This is a genomic window from Psychrobacter sp. CX10 (assembly GCF_057621575.2).
Genome location: NZ_CM177736.1, coordinates 856,522 through 872,154 on the forward strand (window position 1 = coordinate 856,522; position 15,633 = coordinate 872,154).

General features: G+C 37.9%; 11 protein-coding genes and 4 tRNA genes. 6 read left to right on the top strand and 9 right to left on the bottom strand.

What is annotated here, in order from left to right; all coding sequences use genetic code 11:
• Window positions 1–462 (bottom strand): protein TolR, encoded by a 462-nt coding sequence (gene tolR, locus AC21OH_RS03415; RefSeq protein ID WP_486535277.1) that lies wholly within the window; start codon window positions 460–462, stop codon window positions 1–3.
• 12 nt (window positions 463–474) lie between these two features.
• A complete protein-coding gene (gene tolQ / locus AC21OH_RS03420) occupies window positions 475–1,227 on the bottom strand; it encodes a protein TolQ (RefSeq protein WP_487370985.1) in 753 nt (250 codons plus the stop codon).
• A gap of 696 nt (window positions 1,228–1,923) precedes the next feature.
• Here tolQ and AC21OH_RS03425 point away from each other — a divergent pair.
• The 4 genes from AC21OH_RS03425 (at window position 1,924) to AC21OH_RS03440 (ending at window position 7,098) form a co-directional block, all read left to right on the top strand.
• Window positions 1,924–2,688, top strand: a complete 765-nt coding sequence (locus AC21OH_RS03425) for an MBL fold metallo-hydrolase (protein ID WP_486535275.1) — start codon at window positions 1,924–1,926, stop codon at window positions 2,686–2,688.
• 123 nt (window positions 2,689–2,811) lie between these two features.
• A complete protein-coding gene (locus AC21OH_RS03430; RefSeq protein ID WP_487370986.1) occupies window positions 2,812–3,702 on the top strand; it encodes a hypothetical protein in 891 nt (296 codons plus the stop codon).
• Between the two features lie 227 nt (window positions 3,703–3,929).
• Window positions 3,930–5,954 (top strand): AAA family ATPase, encoded by a 2,025-nt coding sequence (locus AC21OH_RS03435; protein WP_487370987.1) that lies wholly within the window; start codon window positions 3,930–3,932, stop codon window positions 5,952–5,954.
• A gap of 31 nt (window positions 5,955–5,985) precedes the next feature.
• Window positions 5,986–7,098, top strand: coding sequence for a type I glyceraldehyde-3-phosphate dehydrogenase (locus AC21OH_RS03440; RefSeq protein WP_487370988.1), 1,113 nt, complete (start codon window positions 5,986–5,988; stop codon window positions 7,096–7,098).
• A gap of 67 nt (window positions 7,099–7,165) precedes the next feature.
• On the opposite strand, the gene AC21OH_RS03445 is transcribed toward AC21OH_RS03440, so the two are convergent.
• The 7 genes from AC21OH_RS03445 to AC21OH_RS03475 form a co-directional block, all read right to left on the bottom strand.
• Window positions 7,166–7,256, bottom strand: a tRNA-Ser gene (locus AC21OH_RS03445).
• A gap of 244 nt (window positions 7,257–7,500) precedes the next feature.
• Window positions 7,501–7,591 (bottom strand) — tRNA-Ser (locus AC21OH_RS03450).
• A gap of 70 nt (window positions 7,592–7,661) precedes the next feature.
• Window positions 7,662–7,997, bottom strand: coding sequence for a CopG family transcriptional regulator (locus AC21OH_RS03455; RefSeq protein ID WP_486535414.1), 336 nt, complete (start codon window positions 7,995–7,997; stop codon window positions 7,662–7,664).
• 317 nt (window positions 7,998–8,314) lie between these two features.
• A tRNA-Asn gene (locus AC21OH_RS03460) sits at window positions 8,315–8,390 on the bottom strand.
• A 193-nt stretch (window positions 8,391–8,583) separates the two neighbouring features.
• Window positions 8,584–10,599 carry a flotillin domain-containing protein gene (locus AC21OH_RS03465; RefSeq protein ID WP_487370989.1) on the bottom strand — a complete coding sequence of 672 codons (2,016 nt, stop codon included), beginning with the start codon at window positions 10,597–10,599 and terminating at the stop codon, window positions 8,584–8,586.
• 229 nt (window positions 10,600–10,828) lie between these two features.
• Entirely contained in the window at window positions 10,829–11,590 is a 762-nt protein-coding gene (locus AC21OH_RS03470; RefSeq protein WP_487370990.1) for an OB-fold-containig protein, read from the bottom strand.
• A 256-nt stretch (window positions 11,591–11,846) separates the two neighbouring features.
• Window positions 11,847–11,922 (bottom strand) — tRNA-Asn (locus AC21OH_RS03475).
• Window positions 11,923–12,394: 472 nt separating this feature from the next.
• Here AC21OH_RS03475 and AC21OH_RS03480 point away from each other — a divergent pair.
• Complete coding sequence (locus tag AC21OH_RS03480; RefSeq protein ID WP_486535270.1) at window positions 12,395–12,955, top strand: acyl-CoA thioesterase; 561 nt, start codon at window positions 12,395–12,397, stop codon at window positions 12,953–12,955.
• A 427-nt stretch (window positions 12,956–13,382) separates the two neighbouring features.
• Complete coding sequence (uvrB, locus tag AC21OH_RS03485; RefSeq protein WP_487370991.1) at window positions 13,383–15,500, top strand: excinuclease ABC subunit UvrB; 2,118 nt, start codon at window positions 13,383–13,385, stop codon at window positions 15,498–15,500.
• The last annotated feature ends 133 nt before the right edge of the window (window positions 15,501–15,633 follow it).

Genomic DNA, 15,633 nt, shown 5'->3' on the forward strand with positions numbered 1-15,633 from the left:
CTAATTTTGTATATCTTGAGTAGTGGGTATGGGCTTACCTGTTAGTAATCCTACCTTTTCAACACCTGCCTGCTGCAAATCGGCCATAAGCTGCATTATCATACCGTATTGATTGTTTTGATCAGCATTGATCATGACCTTAAGCTCACTTCCGCCTTCTTGTTGCTGTAAGCGAACTAAAGTATCAATCAACTCCGTCTGACTAACAGGTAAGTCGATGTCATTTTCATAACTCATATAAACCTCACCATTTGACAATAGGGATACGATGACAGGCATTTGCGTACCTGTCCCTACGTTTTTGGTTTCGGCTTTAGGTAAGTCAACATTAACACCCGTTGTCAACATTGGAGCTGTCACCATAAATATAACCAGTAGTACAAGCATGACATCGATATAAGGAACAACATTCATGTTTGAGTTAAGTTCCGCTTGTCGTCTTGAAAAGGGGCTAGGTTTCATAGGCTTGCTCCTTTAAAGTAACGATGAGCGATCAAGAGTAGAGGTAATACTGACATCGTTATGATCTGGCTCATCTTGACGAGTGTTAGTCTGTACAGTCTCAAGAGTTTCACGCTGTAACATACCCGTCATCTCATCACAGAATAGGGCACGGCTATCATAAAGTCGCGCCGCTTTTGATGTAAAATGGTTGTATGACAATACCGCAGGAATGGCAGCAAATAAACCCATGGCTGTCGCAATAAGAGCTTCGGCAATACCGGGTGCCACAGCTGATAAACTCACTTGATCGGTCATAGATAAGCCTAAAAAGGCGTTCATAATGCCCCATACCGTACCAAAGAGTCCAATATATGGTGAGACAGAACCAATACTTGCCAATATGGATAATCCAGATTCTAATGACTGCTGCTGGCGTCCTAACCCGACACGAAGTTTACGCTCAACCCCATCTATAATATGATCTTTGGGTTGGCGTTTTTTATTCATTCTTAAAAACTCTGAAAAGCCCACATAAAAAATATTAGCCAAGCCTGGCTTTTCAGGAGAATTTTGAATGCCTTGATATAGCTTAGCCAAATCTTCACCTGACCAAAACCAACTTTCAAATTGCTGGTCCTGACGCTTAGCCATTCCTAATCTTGCACTTAATCTAAAGATTAAAACCCAGCATACAATGGAAGCCAATAATAATATGCCCATTACAATTTGTACTAATAAGCTGGCTTCGGTGATTAACGTAATAAGGTTAAAAGACTCAGACATTGAAGAATTACTCGCTTTGGGTTTTATAAAAATTAATTAGTAGGTAAATAATATTTGATTCATACGGTAATAATATAGTTGATATGTTTATTGATGAAATATAATAAAAATTATAGGTAAATAGTTGCATGCAATTGTACCTAGTCTATCACTTTAAAAAAAGTTTAAAATCGTATCTGTTTCATTGCTTATATAGACATACTTAATTACTGATATTTGTAGCTTGGGCGTGTCCCTTATTGGATTATAAGGATAAAAATGAGAGTTATCTTTGTCAAACTAGGATGATTTTGCCGCTGCTATTTAAATATCTATCAAAAATAAAACACTATTTGGTGTAAATATAGCCGTTTATATGCCCATAAATTGTAAAAGTTCCAATTAGGCATATGCCCTGAATAACATTTTTTAAATACTAGCATTATTAAGGTCATTTTAAATATTCATCTGAATAAATTTAAACAATTGAATTTAAAACCTGAGTATGCACTTTTAAAACTTAAATAGTGTTTATTGCGATATAATCCTAATCTAATTTAATAATAGCGTTTAACAGCAATAGAAGTTGCTGCCTAATTTTTAAAGATTAAGTTTAAAGATTAACTTTAATGAATAACCTTAATGATCAACCGCTGATAATTAAGGAATTAAAACAGCTTTAAAATATCAAGACATAAATATAAAAAGGGAATTTGAATGAGATTACAAGAAGTAGTCGAGCTTGAAGGACATATTCAGTCCATCTACCTTGCTGTATATGACACTAAACTGCTGTTATTAGATGGCTGTTGCCGATCAGATGTTTATATCGTCCTTAATTATATTACTAAAACTTTAAATAGGCCTGTAACTGACCTAAAGGTTGTGTTTGTCACCCATATGCATCCAGACCACGCTGGCGGGGCACTATCCTTTAAGAGAAAAACTGGCTGTCAGATAGTGACGGCAAACAAAACCACGCAGTGGTATAAAGGAATACAAGGACGATCCGCGCACGCCATAGATATTGGGTTGACTTATTTCGTTGCTAATCGCAAAGGAAAGCCTTTAAAGTATTTATGGTATCCGCGCTATTTAACACCTGATATAACGGTTTGTGATGGCGATAAAGTACCCGGATTTGAGGATTGGAAGGTTATAGAAACGCCTGGACATACAGATAGAGATTTATCGCTTTATCATGCTGAATCAGGGCTGGTTTATACGGCTGATTTAATTATTAAATTACACCATAAATTTGTCGCGCCTTTACCTGTATACATTCCAGATTTGTATAATGCGTCACTGCGTAAAATCAAATCATTGAAGCCTAAGCAAGTATTGTTAGCGCACGGCGGTAAACTTAAGATTGAGCCTAAAGTATTTGATAGTCTAATCAAAAATGCCCCTAAAGAACAGGTCACCTTTAGGCAAGCAGCAGAACGAAAACTATTGTGGCTGCTAAAAAGAACCAGCCGATAGCAGCGCAGTGCAAATTGTTTATCCTATTTTATCACTTATGCAACAGTTACGTTATTGGTCTTGCTTCGATGACTCAAATTGCTTACTCTGAGTTATAAATATACAAATCGATATGGTTTTAATATGGATTCATTTTCATTACTACCTGTGACATTGGCATCAATTTTATCTTCTTTTTCAGGTACTAACGGTATGGTAGAAGAGGCCGTTATAACCACACACACCCTGCCTGAAATTGCGGGAACTTGGGAGTTAGAGTTAGAAGAACCGTCGTCTTTGAGCGAACAGTTGTCGCAGCTAGCTAAGTTTAATGAACTTGAGAATAGAGATAGTTCTATTAGTAACAGCGCCAACGCTATAGATCCTGAGCTTAAAGCGCTTATTTTAGGCATTATAGAGTCGAGTGCTATCGAAGCTCAATTGCTATCAGAATCAGAGTCTTCAGAATCAGAGTCTTCAGAATCAAAGTCTTACGCAGAAGATACCGCTCATACCACATCAATTGAGATAATGATACCGGATTCGGATACAGACCATGCTAATTCTTATATTAACGACTTTGGAGTTAATAATATTGAGGCTTATAGATCAAATGGTAGGGACTCTCAAAGTCAGAATTTAGAGAATAGTATCATTCCATTAAAACAAAGTCCTATAACGCAAAATGGCACTATCAATAATGTTCAAAATAGTGAAGCGAGTCGCATAAAAGCTGATAATACATGCTATGAGCGCTATAACTTTGGGGCTGATAACGTTGTTTTGACGACCAGTGGTGCTGAATGGACATATGGACAATATATCTATCAGTATACAGGCGATGGACTGCCTATTATCGCTATCAATACCCTTTATGATAATAATGAAGTGGATTGTTCAGGGGTTCAAGTCGATCAAACCAACACATCCATGATGGCCTATGTCGACTATCAGCCGCATCAAAACGAGATGCATTGGTGTATTGATAATGAGGGTAAGACTTGTTTTATGTCTTTTAAAAAGCTACTGCCATGATGTCTTATAAGTCAGTAGTCTTAATAAGTCAGTAGTCTTAATAAGTCAGTAGTCTTAACTTTCTTATTACGGCATAATTTAATATCAATGCTTTATAAGTAGAGCTTTCATAAGCCACACATAACGTTGTGGCTTTGTTATATCTATTTAAGGTTCACATTCAGTTTTCTAACATTCCAACTTTTAAACATTCCAATTTTTAACATTCTTATAAAGATATCTACCACATGAAACAAAAAACCGCTTTGGACATTTTAAAAACGGGTAAAAACGTATTTTTGACAGGTTCTGCAGGCTCCGGTAAAACTTATACGTTAAATCAATACATTCATTACCTGCGAGCAAGGCGAGTTGCAGTAGCCACAACGGCAAGTACAGGTATTGCTGCAACTCATATGAATGGTATTACGATTCATAGCTGGTCTGGTATCGGCATCAAAGATGAACTTAGTGATAGAGATCTTGCTAACTTAGCACGTAAGAAAATATTAAAAGACCGTATTAAAGATACGGCGGTATTAATCATTGATGAGATATCAATGCTACACGCCAAGCAGCTTAATTTGGTCGATCAAGTCCTCAAGCATATGCGCAGTAATGATTTGCCATTTGGAGGTATTCAAGTTGTTGTTGCAGGAGATTTTTTTCAGTTGCCTCCAGTAGGCAGCCGAGGGGAGAGTAACCGAGATAAGTTCGCATTTATGTCGGATGCATGGTTAAACGCGCAATTTAAAATTTGCTATTTAAGTGAACAACACAGACAGAATACAAACAAAGATAGCAAAGATAAAGACAAAGAAGTCATCACCCTGAATCAGATTTTAAATCAAATTAGAGGTGAAGACGGAGTTTCGGCTGAGGCTATTGAAGCATTGCAAAATACGTTTTATCAACAAGTAGATACCAATCGAACAAGACTATATACCCATAATGTTAATGTGAATAAAATTAACGAAGGAGAGCTTGCATTATTAACCGCAGAGAGCGTCACTTATAATGCAATAGCACATGGGGATAATAAGCTGGTTGAAACCTTAAAGAAATCTGTACGTACCAATGATGAGTTGACGCTTAAGATTGGTGCAAAAGTTATGTTTATAAAAAATAATAACGAGCTGGGTGTCTCTAATGGTTCGATGGGAGAGCTCGTAGGATTTACCACCATCAAAAAATCAAAGTCAGCAAAAGAGGATACTGATGATGAGGAGAATAAAGAAAGTTCTAAAAAGAGTCAGGATATCAAAGTCATTGAAACAGATGCTGAACAAGTAGAGCAAGATGATATAACCGATGAGTCACTAGATACGAATACCATTGAAGACGATGATGCCCTTAGTATATCTACCGATCGCTATCCGGTTGTAAAATTAAACACGGGACGTAAAGTAATCGCAGAAGGCGAAGAGTGGGTTATCGAAGACGAGAACGGTGATGTGCTGGCAAGCTATACCCAAATCCCGCTCTCCTTAGCTTGGGCCATCACTATTCATAAGTCTCAAGGTATGACACTCGATGCCGCCGAGATTGATCTGTCAAAGACCTTTGAGCTGGGGCAAGGCTACGTGGCTTTGTCGCGTCTCAAATCCTTAGAAGGTTTAAAGTTATTAGGGATGAATGATTTAAGCTTACGACTCGATCCCCTAGCACGTGGTGCGGACTCACGGTTCAAAACCTTATCATCTGAAGCTGAGTCACAGTATGAAGAGATCGATGAAGAGGAGTTACAAGAAGCTCAAGATAGATTTGTTTTAATATCTGGGGGATCTTTAAATAAAGCTAATATTGATGCTTACGATGCTCAACTAAACAAACGCAAAAGAAAAAATGCTATTAAGCAGTCTCAAAAAGACAAACTAAGTAATCAGTTAAGCGATCAGTCAGACAGCACGCTCATGGCAACCAAACTGTTATTAGATGAAAGTTTGAGCATAGCAGAGGTTGCCCAATCTCGAGGCCTTGCACAGTCTACAATCATGAATCATGTGACCAAATTAAAATATCAAGACCCGAGTCTTAACTTTGAGCATCTACGACCCGATGACACCATCATTGATAAAGTTAGTAAGGCGGTTGAGGCCATCATCGCAGCGGGTGATCCTAATGACTTTAGTGAATCTTCAGATTCAGGTACGGATACTAATGATTCACAACCATTCACAAAATATAGAATTAAACTGCGTCCTATCCATGAATATTTAGATGAGCAAATAGACTATAATAGTATTCGTTTAGCACTAATTTTTGTAGATTAGTTTTTTAATGCTTTTTATATAATTGGGTACCATGTCTTTTAATAATGTATTGTCCGTTCCTTTAAGTCCTACTTCAAAACCGCCACTGCGTATCGCAATTAATGGTTTTGGACGAATAGGGCGTAATATCTTGCGTGCCTTGATTGAAAGATTCGAGGTGCTTGGCAGGCAAGTTCATATCGTTGCCATCAATGATGTGGCGGATGCAGATACCTTACTACATTTGCTAAAGTATGATACCACGCACGGGCGTCTTAGCCGATTAGGTGTAGATGCTGCTATTAAATCAACATCGCTTAATGATACATGTGTAACTCAGCTATGTCTAACAAAGCACAATACGACGTATTGCATAGATCTATTAAGCGACTCTCAGCCTGAGCTTCTGCCTTGGGGGCAGCTTGATGTTGATGTCATATTAGAGTGTACTGGTCATTTTAGGTCTTATGATGATGCGAGTCGCCATTTAAAAGCTGGGGCTAAACAAGTTATTGTGGGCGCAGCACCTTTTGACACGGTTGATGCAAGTATTGTCATGGGCGTTAATGATGATGAGTTAACCCGCGCGTTACCTATTATATCTAGCGTCTCTTGTACTACTCAGGCTCTGGTGCCATTGATATATGTACTAGACAATGCGTTTGGTACTAAGTCCGTGATGATGACAGAAATTCATGCAGTCACAGCCGATCAAAATGTGCTCGATCAGCCGCATAGAGACAAACGCCGTGCTCGCGCTTCAGGACATAATATTATTCCCACCACCTCAAGCAGTATCGCCGCCACTGAGCGAACCTTACCACATATGAAGGGTAAGATTAATGGTCATTCTATTCGTGTACCAACAATCGATGTCGCAGCTATTGATGTTAATTTCATATTTAATCAAACAGTCACTATCGATCAAGTGGAGCAAGTACTTAAAGACGCCTGTGCATTGGACAGTCGTTTGCATGGTATTATGGGCTATACTGATGAGCCGTTAGTGTCTAGTGATTTTATACATCAACCAGAGTCATTAATTATAGATTCCGAGCAGTTGATGCAGGTGGGTGATCAAGTTAAGGTATTTGCTTGGTATGACAATGAATGGGGCTATGCAAATCGTTTGTTAGATATGTGTCTACATCTGTACAACGCTTAGAAATACGGCAATAAAAAAGGTCAGCTTATAATGTAAGCTGACCTTTTTTATATGTGGCTTTACTATTTGGCGGAGTCGGTGAGATTCGAACTCACGAAGGGCTATGAACCCTTGCCGGTTTTCAAGACCGGTGCATTCAACCGCTCTGCCACGACTCCAATAGGTTGTCTATTATAAGCATTTTTGTGTTGAATGCAAGTGTATCGGATAATCAAATTTCAATAAATTTAATCTATCTCGTTTAGGTTGCAACTATTCAAATAGTCATTCCATCAGGTAGTCAACTAAACATACCAAAAGTTAGTCAAATAGACAAACAGGCAGACACACCGGCAAAATAGTAATGACTAAATATCAGACAAAAAAAAGACCAACTTAACAATAAGCTGGCCTTTTACTATTTGGCGGAGTCGGTGAGATTCGAACTCACGAAGGGCTATGAACCCTTGCCGGTTTTCAAGACCGGTGCATTCAACCGCTCTGCCACGACTCCGTAGGTGCAGTATTATAGAGAAACTTGAATGTATTGCAAGTATTATCTATAAAAATATTCAATTAAAAAACTATTCTTTGTCTTCGTACTGTTCATCAAGTAGACCTTTGGACTCACACGAATTATGAGTATCTACAATAGCATCTTCAATTACAGAGTAGCTTACGCCTCTTGCACGAAGCTTCTCGATAAAGACTTCATCATCGGCAAGTGTATAGCCGTCGTGATCTCGGTCCAATCCTTGACGTATATATAGCCTAATTAGTCCTTGGATTCGCTTGAATCCATGCTCTTCAGCTGTTTCCGTTAGTAAAGTTATCATCTCTTCTGATAGCTTAATACTAACAGGGCGCATTATCTTTTGTGGATGATCTGAGAATTTATTACGAATGTGTGGAGGTATCATAGCCATGTCAATTATCTTATAAAATTTAAATTATTATAGGTTATATAGGGCGTAACTTAAACAACTAAGTTATTAAGCAAAATCAATCTATTAAGTACACTCAAACGTTCCAGTCAATAAAGAGCCATCTAGACTATAAAGAGCCTTCCAGCCAATAAAGAGCTATTTAGCAATAAATTTAGTGTTAAAACTTAGATTATGCTACTACAAAAATAATAGCAACTTTGTTTTAAATAAATTATAACATACAAAAAAGCTCTAATCGTATCGATTAGAGCTTAGATGAAAGGCAATTTAATAAATAGCCTTTTAGAATTTGGCTCCCTAACCTGGGCTCGAACCAGGGACACACGGATTAACAGTCCGATGCTCTACCAACTGAGCTATTAGGGAATAACTTAGGACACTATCTTAAATATTAATTTAAATACTAAACATAAAAAAGAAGTTATGTATAGAATCTTAGTTTTCAATATCTTAACTAATGATATCTTAATTGACAGGGTCTTAACTAAGTGATGCGTATTCTAGCCAAGCTTTAGTTACCTGTCAACCCTTTGAACAAAAAATATAAATTTTAAAGTAACTATTTGCTATCCGGTGCGATAGTGATATTAGCGCCTTCAGTAGTAGAGGGTTTATTATTCCCTTTATCAGCGTAGGATGTTGTGGTGCTGTCTACTTTTTGAATTGCTTTTTCAACTCTTTTATTCACACCTGTAGGCAGTTCGACCTTATGCAATTTAGCGGCTGCAGACCCTTGGTCCGAAGATTGCGTAGCGTTAGATTTAAAGCCTGCATTATCCGCATAACGGGTGCGATGATTTGAACTATTAGAGTTGCTGTTTGACGTATTAGTAGAAGAAGTATCAGTAGAGTTTGCAGGTTTAAACTGGGAGTCTACTAAGGTACGTGTCATTGCGTTAATGTCGCCACCACCAGCTAACCCAAGCTCACCAAGTAGATGGTCAATAAGAGGGGCTTGACTGCGATAGCGAAGTGCAGAGCTTACAACCTCATCGGCTAAAGATCCATTTGCATGACCACCCGATGCAGATGTTGTACCGTTATCAGAACCACCGATCATACTACCTCCGTTACCTCCGACTTGTAGAATTTTGATACCGTCAATGTTTTCGATAGGTTTAACAGATTCTGCAATGATTGAGGGTAGACGTTCTAACAAGGCGATACGGACTTGCATGTCAATTTGATCTGGAGACAGAACATTAGCCGCTTCATTAATGGCTTCTGTACCTTCGGCTTCTACTCTATATTGTTCAGCTTTAGCTTTTGCAATAACAAGTTGTGCATCTGCTTCACCCTGAGCGATAAGACGCTGTTTGTCTGCTTGAGCCTGCGCTTCTATACGGACGGCTTCTGCTTTGTCAGTTGCTGCTATCTTATCTGCTTGCGCGGCAACTTTGATATCAATAGCTTCTTTCTCAGCTTGTTCAGTAGCTTTAATCAATTGAACCGCTTTGGCACGCTCAGCAATTTCTCTTTCACGTACTGTTGAAACGTTTTCTGCTTGTTGAACAGCCAATGCACGTGCTTTATCAGCTTCTGCTTTGGCTACTGATTCTGCTCGAGATTTTTCCGCAACTGCAATTTGACGGTCCTGCTCAGCAAGTTCGATGGCTTTTTGGCGTTCAATATTGGCCTGTTCTAATGCTTGTTCTTTGATAATATCTTGATTTTTAATATCACGCTCGGCATTAATACGCTGAAGATCAATTTCACGCTCTGCTGCAATTTTTGCTTCTTCGGCTTCTTGTTCTTTAATACTTTCTTCTGTTGCAATATTTGAGGATTGTTCAGCACGGCGTATTGATATCTCACGCTGCTGCTCAAGCTTTGCATATTCTTCTTCACGCACAATGTCGATGCGGCTACGTTCTGCTTCTAAGTTCTTGGTCTTAATAGCAAGATCTGTTTCTTGTTCAATATCATTACGCAGTTTAAGTCTATCTTGGATGGTTTTGGTCAATCGGGTCATACCTTCGGCATCGAAGGCGTTTTGAGGATTAAAATACTCAAAGTTAGTTTGATCAAGTCCAGTCAAAGATACAGTCTCAAGCTCTAGACCATTTTTTGATAGATCTTCAGATACAGCACGCTGAACACGTTGTACAAAGTCAACACGTTGTTCATGCAGCTCCTCCATAGGCATTTCGGCAGCAACTGCCCGCAAAGCATCAACAAACTTACCCTCTACAAGGCTTTTAAGCTCATCTGGCGCCATTGTTTTCATACCCAAAGTTTGGGCAGCGGTAGCAATTGATTCTTTTAATGGACTAACACGGACATAAAACTCTGCTTTTACATCAACACGCATACGATCTTTGGTAATCAGTGCTTCTTCATTAGCACGGCGAACCTCTAAGCGCAGCGTATTCATGTTAACTGGTATGACTTCATGCAATACGGGAAGTACAAAGGCACCACCGTTTAATATAACGCGCTCGCCACCCATACCCGTACGTACAAATGAGACCTCTTTACTAGCACGAGTATATAAACGAGTTAATATAAACCCGATGAGGAGTAACAGAACAAAGATAATACCAGCAACAATGGCGTAGGTGACTAAACCCGACATAAAACGTCCTTATTTGTATTGAAGTTTAAACTGTAATTTTGAACATAACTATGTTCAAAATTAATCATAAAAAATATGACATATTTAGAACTGAAAAGGGAGTCAAATAAAAGAATATATGAATGCGAACAAACCTTATTAAAGAAATAAAGAAACCTAGACTGACTGATACTTGATAAATAGGTAATTGGTTCATTAATCGAATTCACGAAATCAATGGAAAGCTTCTTCATAACTTTCTTACCAAGTAACGTTCTGATACTCTTTTGGTAATTATTAAGTCGTCATTATCGGTAAGTACTGGAGTAGCAGATTGAATGGGGTTTTGAACAGTATTTTGTATAGGATCTTCAACTGTAGTTTGTTCGGTAAACTTGTGAGATGTTCTATGAGTGGGTGCTAGTGTCAAATCAGTGCAATACTGAGGATCTGGCTCAACCATAATATAATGAACTTGACCATGATTATCGATAGTCTTAGCTTGAGCAGCTTCACCAAAACTTGAATGACCTATAACAAGTTTGGCGGATAAACCTATCAATGCATCTCCACTAATTGCAGTTGTCTCATCTTTAGGGATAATTGGATAGAGTAGGGAGGCAAAGATCTTTAGAAGGGGGGTGCTGATGACTAAAGCATCAAGGCTCGCTATCCAAGGAGATAAGTAATGACCTAGAATAGAATATGATAATTGCTGCAATAAAATGCCACTGATACAAAAGCTACCAATAAACAAAATCAATAGGATCATGGTAGGAATACGGCCAACATATAACCAATCGAGTGCTTTTAATCCTAAACTCAAATCGCTATCAATACTTACATCGGCGTCAAAGTCAGCATCAACTAATGAGTCGGGTACTAAATTGTCCAAAAAACCGCTAAGACCACCGAAGATAAATCCAACGATTTCAACAATCAATAGAATAACTAAAACAAAGCCAGCAACGAAAAAAGGTGCAAAAGCTGACGTATTTAATAAATGCAACATGCGAGATTCAATTTACCGGTTTTAAATTTTGTAGTTCCATTATAGTTCTACAGACTCTAACAATTATCAGTTAATTAGTTTACATTAATTAACTTAAAAAGACGATTTAAATATATAGATATTTTGAAAATTTTTAAACTTAGGAAAATTATAGACAAAAAAAACCCCTTATTAAAAAACAAGGGGTTTGGCATATGCCATAAGAGAATTAGCTTCTAAGTTAACACTATCATTAAATGTCACTAATGTCTTTAAGTGGCTCCCTAACCTGGGCTCGAACCAGGGACACACGGATTAACAGTCCGATGCTCTACCAACTGAGCTATTAGGGAATAATCTTTACAAAGCAATATTTATCTTATTAGTTATTTATTTGGATAATAAGATGTTTGCGTTGAGTGGGGCGTATTCTATCAAATTTATTTCAGTCGTCAAGCTATTTTTTAAAAAATATAGATATTTGAGAATAATGACTTTTTTCTGAATTAAATTCCATGCATACCTTTGAACAATTATATAAATTTAAATTTTAAAATATAGTAGTTAATCGTATTACATTAGCCTAAATCGCAGTTTAAGTTATATATAGTTCATATTAGATATAATCGTTAGATTTTGTCGCGCATTATTATGACGTGTCAATTAGAATAGCATCAATAGACTTTATATATAGAGTACAGTAAAATTAAACGATTGGACCTCTTAATCGTCATATAAGTGAACAAAATTTAACATCAGATTATTTATAATCACAGATGAATTTAATCACGAATAAATTTAATCACGAATGAATAAAGGATTGATATGCCTCAACAGAATACGAGTAGCACCGCAGTTAAAGCACCTGTAAAACATGAACTTTATATGTCTATCTTAATGACACCAGATATGGCTAATTTTACTGGGAATGTGCATGGCGGCGACTTGCTCAAAATGCTAGATCAAGTAGCGTACGCGTGTTCTAGCCGTTATAGTGGGGGATATGTAGTGACGTTGTCGGTCGATCAAGTCATGTTTTTAGAGCCTATCTACGTAGGGGAGCTGGTTACCTTTGCTGCAAGTATTAATTACGTCGGCAAAACCTCAATGGAGGTAGGTATAAGAGTTGAGGCTGAGAATATTCAGGAGCGAACTGTACGGCATACCAACAGCTGTTTCTTTACCATGGTAGCTGTTGATGAGCATGGTAAACCTACGCCTGTACCTCCTCTTGAAATAAAAACTTATTTACAGCAATGCCGTTTTGATGCCGCCGTAGAGCGCAAGCGGTTACGCAAGTTAAATGCTAAACGCCCCAGTTGTAGCATCGATAAAAAACCCCCTGGACAACTTGAAGGTGGACGTAAGCCAAGTGATGATGTTTAACGTCATTTCAAACAAGTAATGATTAATTAGTGCTGATTGATTAGTGATGATTGATTAGTGATGATTGATTATAATAATAATCGAATGAATTTATTTTAGTCATTTAATTCAAGCAAATTTATTTGCAAGCTTATTATCAAACACCTATTTAATGTAATGAATTTGATATAAATAATTCAAAAATTTAAAACAAAAAAGCCATCTTTTGATGGTTTTTTTGTGTTTAGTCTTAGGGATATATACCAGTATAATTAATTGTTTATCCAAAAAAATAGGGTGTTAAACCAGATATTAAATTATATTGTTGATCATGTTATGACCTTACGTTTTGACTTTAATAGGTACTTTAAAATATCGTTTATTGCCCCCATAAACCAATAATAAAACACTTATTAATACCTCATAAATGCGAGTGAAGATAGTTATTATGCGAATGCCTGAACCGAGATCGTCAAGACAATTAAATCAATTAGCTACTCAATTACAAGATGAAGCAGAAATTACTGGTGTTAATGCATCAGGTACTCAAATAGCCAGCCGTGCATTTGATATGGTTACAAGCTTTGAACCTGCAGGTGATCAGCCTCAAGCTATCGAGAAGCTAGTCAAAGGTATTAATGCGGGTATGGATGCTCAGTTGTTGCTAGGGGTAACTGGCTCCGGTAAGACGTATACTATGGCAAAAGTTATCAGCGAATGCCAGCGTCCAACCATTATTATGGCGCATAATAAAACTCTTGCTGCTCAGCTATATGGTGAATTTAAATCATTCTTCCCAAATAATGCTGTGGAATATTTTGTTAGTTATTATGACTACTATCAACCAGAAGCGTATGTCGCAGCAAGCGATACGTTTATTGAAAAAGACAGTGCGATTAACGATCATATCGACCAGATGAGATTGTCTGCTACGCGGGCTTTGCTTGAACGTCGTGACGCTATCATCATCTCTTCTGTGTCCTCGATCTATGGTCTCGGTGATCCTGAGAGTTACCTTAAGATGCTACTGCATGTAGTTGTGGGTGATAATGTAGATCGTAATGCGCTCATCAAACGACTAGTAGAGCTGCAATATACGCGCAATGAGTTAGATTTTGAGCGGGGTACGTACCGCCTGCGAGGTGAGCTATTAGACATTTATCCTGCTGAATCCGAACAACTCGCTGTTCGTATCAGTATGTTTGATGATGAGATTGAAAAAATAAGCTGGTTTGATCCTTTGACTGGTAAAACTGTACGCAGCGTTCCTCGTATTACTATCTATCCAAAGTCGCACTATGTGACACCTCGTGAGAAACTTGAAAGAGCAAGTGAAACGATACGTGAGGAGCTAGATGAGCGTTTGGTATATTTTCGTGAAAACGATAAGCTTATTGAAGCACAGCGTATTAAAGAGCGTACTCAGTACGATCTTGAAATGATTCAGCAGCTTGGATACTGTAACGGGATAGAAAACTACTCTCAGCATCTATCGGGACGGCCTTTAGATGAAGCTCCACCTACGTTGTTTGATTATATTCCTGCAGATGCGCTGCTATTTATTGATGAGTCTCATGTAACAGTACCTCAAATCGGTGCTATGTATAAAGGTGACCGCTCACGTAAAGAGAATTTGGTGAATTACGGTTTTAGATTACCCAGTGCTATGAGTAACCGCCCCATGAAGTTTGAAGAGTGGGAGAGAATTAAGCCGTCTACTATCTTTGTATCCGCTACGCCTGCACAGTATGAATTAGAACATAGCGAACAAGTTGTCGAGCAGGTAGTACGTCCAACTGGTCTCATTGACCCTGAAATTGAGATACGACCTGTATTGACTCAAGTAGATGATGTGTTATCTGAAATAACCAAACGTCGTGAGTTAAATGAGCGTGTTCTTATCACTACTTTAACTAAGCGTATGTCAGAAGACCTTACCGACTATCTGAAAGAGTATGATGTCAAGGTTGCATATTTACATTCTGATATTGATACGGTTGAGCGTATGCAAATTATTCATGAACTGCGTTCCGGTACCTATGATGTACTGGTTGGTATTAACCTGCTACGTGAAGGGCTTGATATGCCTGAGGTTTCTTTGGTAGCGATCTTTGATGCGGATAAAGAGGGCTTTTTACGATCTGAGCGCTCATTAATTCAGACTATTGGACGAGCAGCCCGTAACTTGAACGGTAAAGCAATATTATATGCTGATCGTATTACGCCAAGTATGGAAAAAGCGATTGAAGAGACGGATCGACGTCGTGAAAAGCAGATTGCATTTAATGAAGAGCATGGTATTACACCCAAATCTGCGACTCGCAGCATTACCGATAAGATTGATACGGGTGAAAATGAAGAAGATTTAAACGATAATCAATCTATACCGACTAGCAGCAGTCTACCTGATGTAGACATCGAGATATTACGCAGTCCAGATTTATTGGCAAAAGAGATCAATCGTCTTGAAAAACAGATGAAGCAATTCTCAAGAGAACTTAAATTTGAAGATGCTGCTAAGACGCGTGATAAGGTACTAGAGTTAAAGGCTTATATTGTCCAATAATATTAAATTAAAATGTTATTAAACCAGTTACTTCATTCCTTTTCACAAATGTGTTTAAATGAATGGAGTAAGTGGTTTATTTCAAATGAACTTATTATTTTTTATAAAAAAATCACCCTTAGTTTTAACTAAG

What these genes read in the sequence shown, in the direction of transcription:
- AC21OH_RS03455 (WP_486535414.1), bottom strand. Translation starts at nt 7,997, where the DNA reads ATGATACCTCCACACATTCGTAATAAATTCTCAGATCATCCACAAAAG.
- AC21OH_RS03425 (WP_486535275.1), top strand. Translation starts at nt 1,924, where the DNA reads ATGAGATTACAAGAAGTAGTCGAGCTTGAAGGACATATTCAGTCCATC.
- tolR (WP_486535277.1), bottom strand. Translation starts at nt 462, where the DNA reads ATGAAACCTAGCCCCTTTTCAAGACGACAAGCGGAACTTAACTCAAAC.
- AC21OH_RS03470 (WP_487370990.1), bottom strand. Translation starts at nt 11,590, where the DNA reads ATGTTGCATTTATTAAATACGTCAGCTTTTGCACCTTTTTTCGTTGCT.
- AC21OH_RS03440 (WP_487370988.1), top strand. Translation starts at nt 5,986, where the DNA reads ATGTCTTTTAATAATGTATTGTCCGTTCCTTTAAGTCCTACTTCAAAA.
- AC21OH_RS03480 (WP_486535270.1), top strand. Translation starts at nt 12,395, where the DNA reads ATGCCTCAACAGAATACGAGTAGCACCGCAGTTAAAGCACCTGTAAAA.
- uvrB (WP_487370991.1), top strand. Translation starts at nt 13,383, where the DNA reads ATGCGAATGCCTGAACCGAGATCGTCAAGACAATTAAATCAATTAGCT.
- AC21OH_RS03430 (WP_487370986.1), top strand. Translation starts at nt 2,812, where the DNA reads ATGGATTCATTTTCATTACTACCTGTGACATTGGCATCAATTTTATCT.
- AC21OH_RS03465 (WP_487370989.1), bottom strand. Translation starts at nt 10,599, where the DNA reads ATGTCGGGTTTAGTCACCTACGCCATTGTTGCTGGTATTATCTTTGTT.
- tolQ (WP_487370985.1), bottom strand. Translation starts at nt 1,227, where the DNA reads ATGTCTGAGTCTTTTAACCTTATTACGTTAATCACCGAAGCCAGCTTA.
- AC21OH_RS03435 (WP_487370987.1), top strand. Translation starts at nt 3,930, where the DNA reads ATGAAACAAAAAACCGCTTTGGACATTTTAAAAACGGGTAAAAACGTA.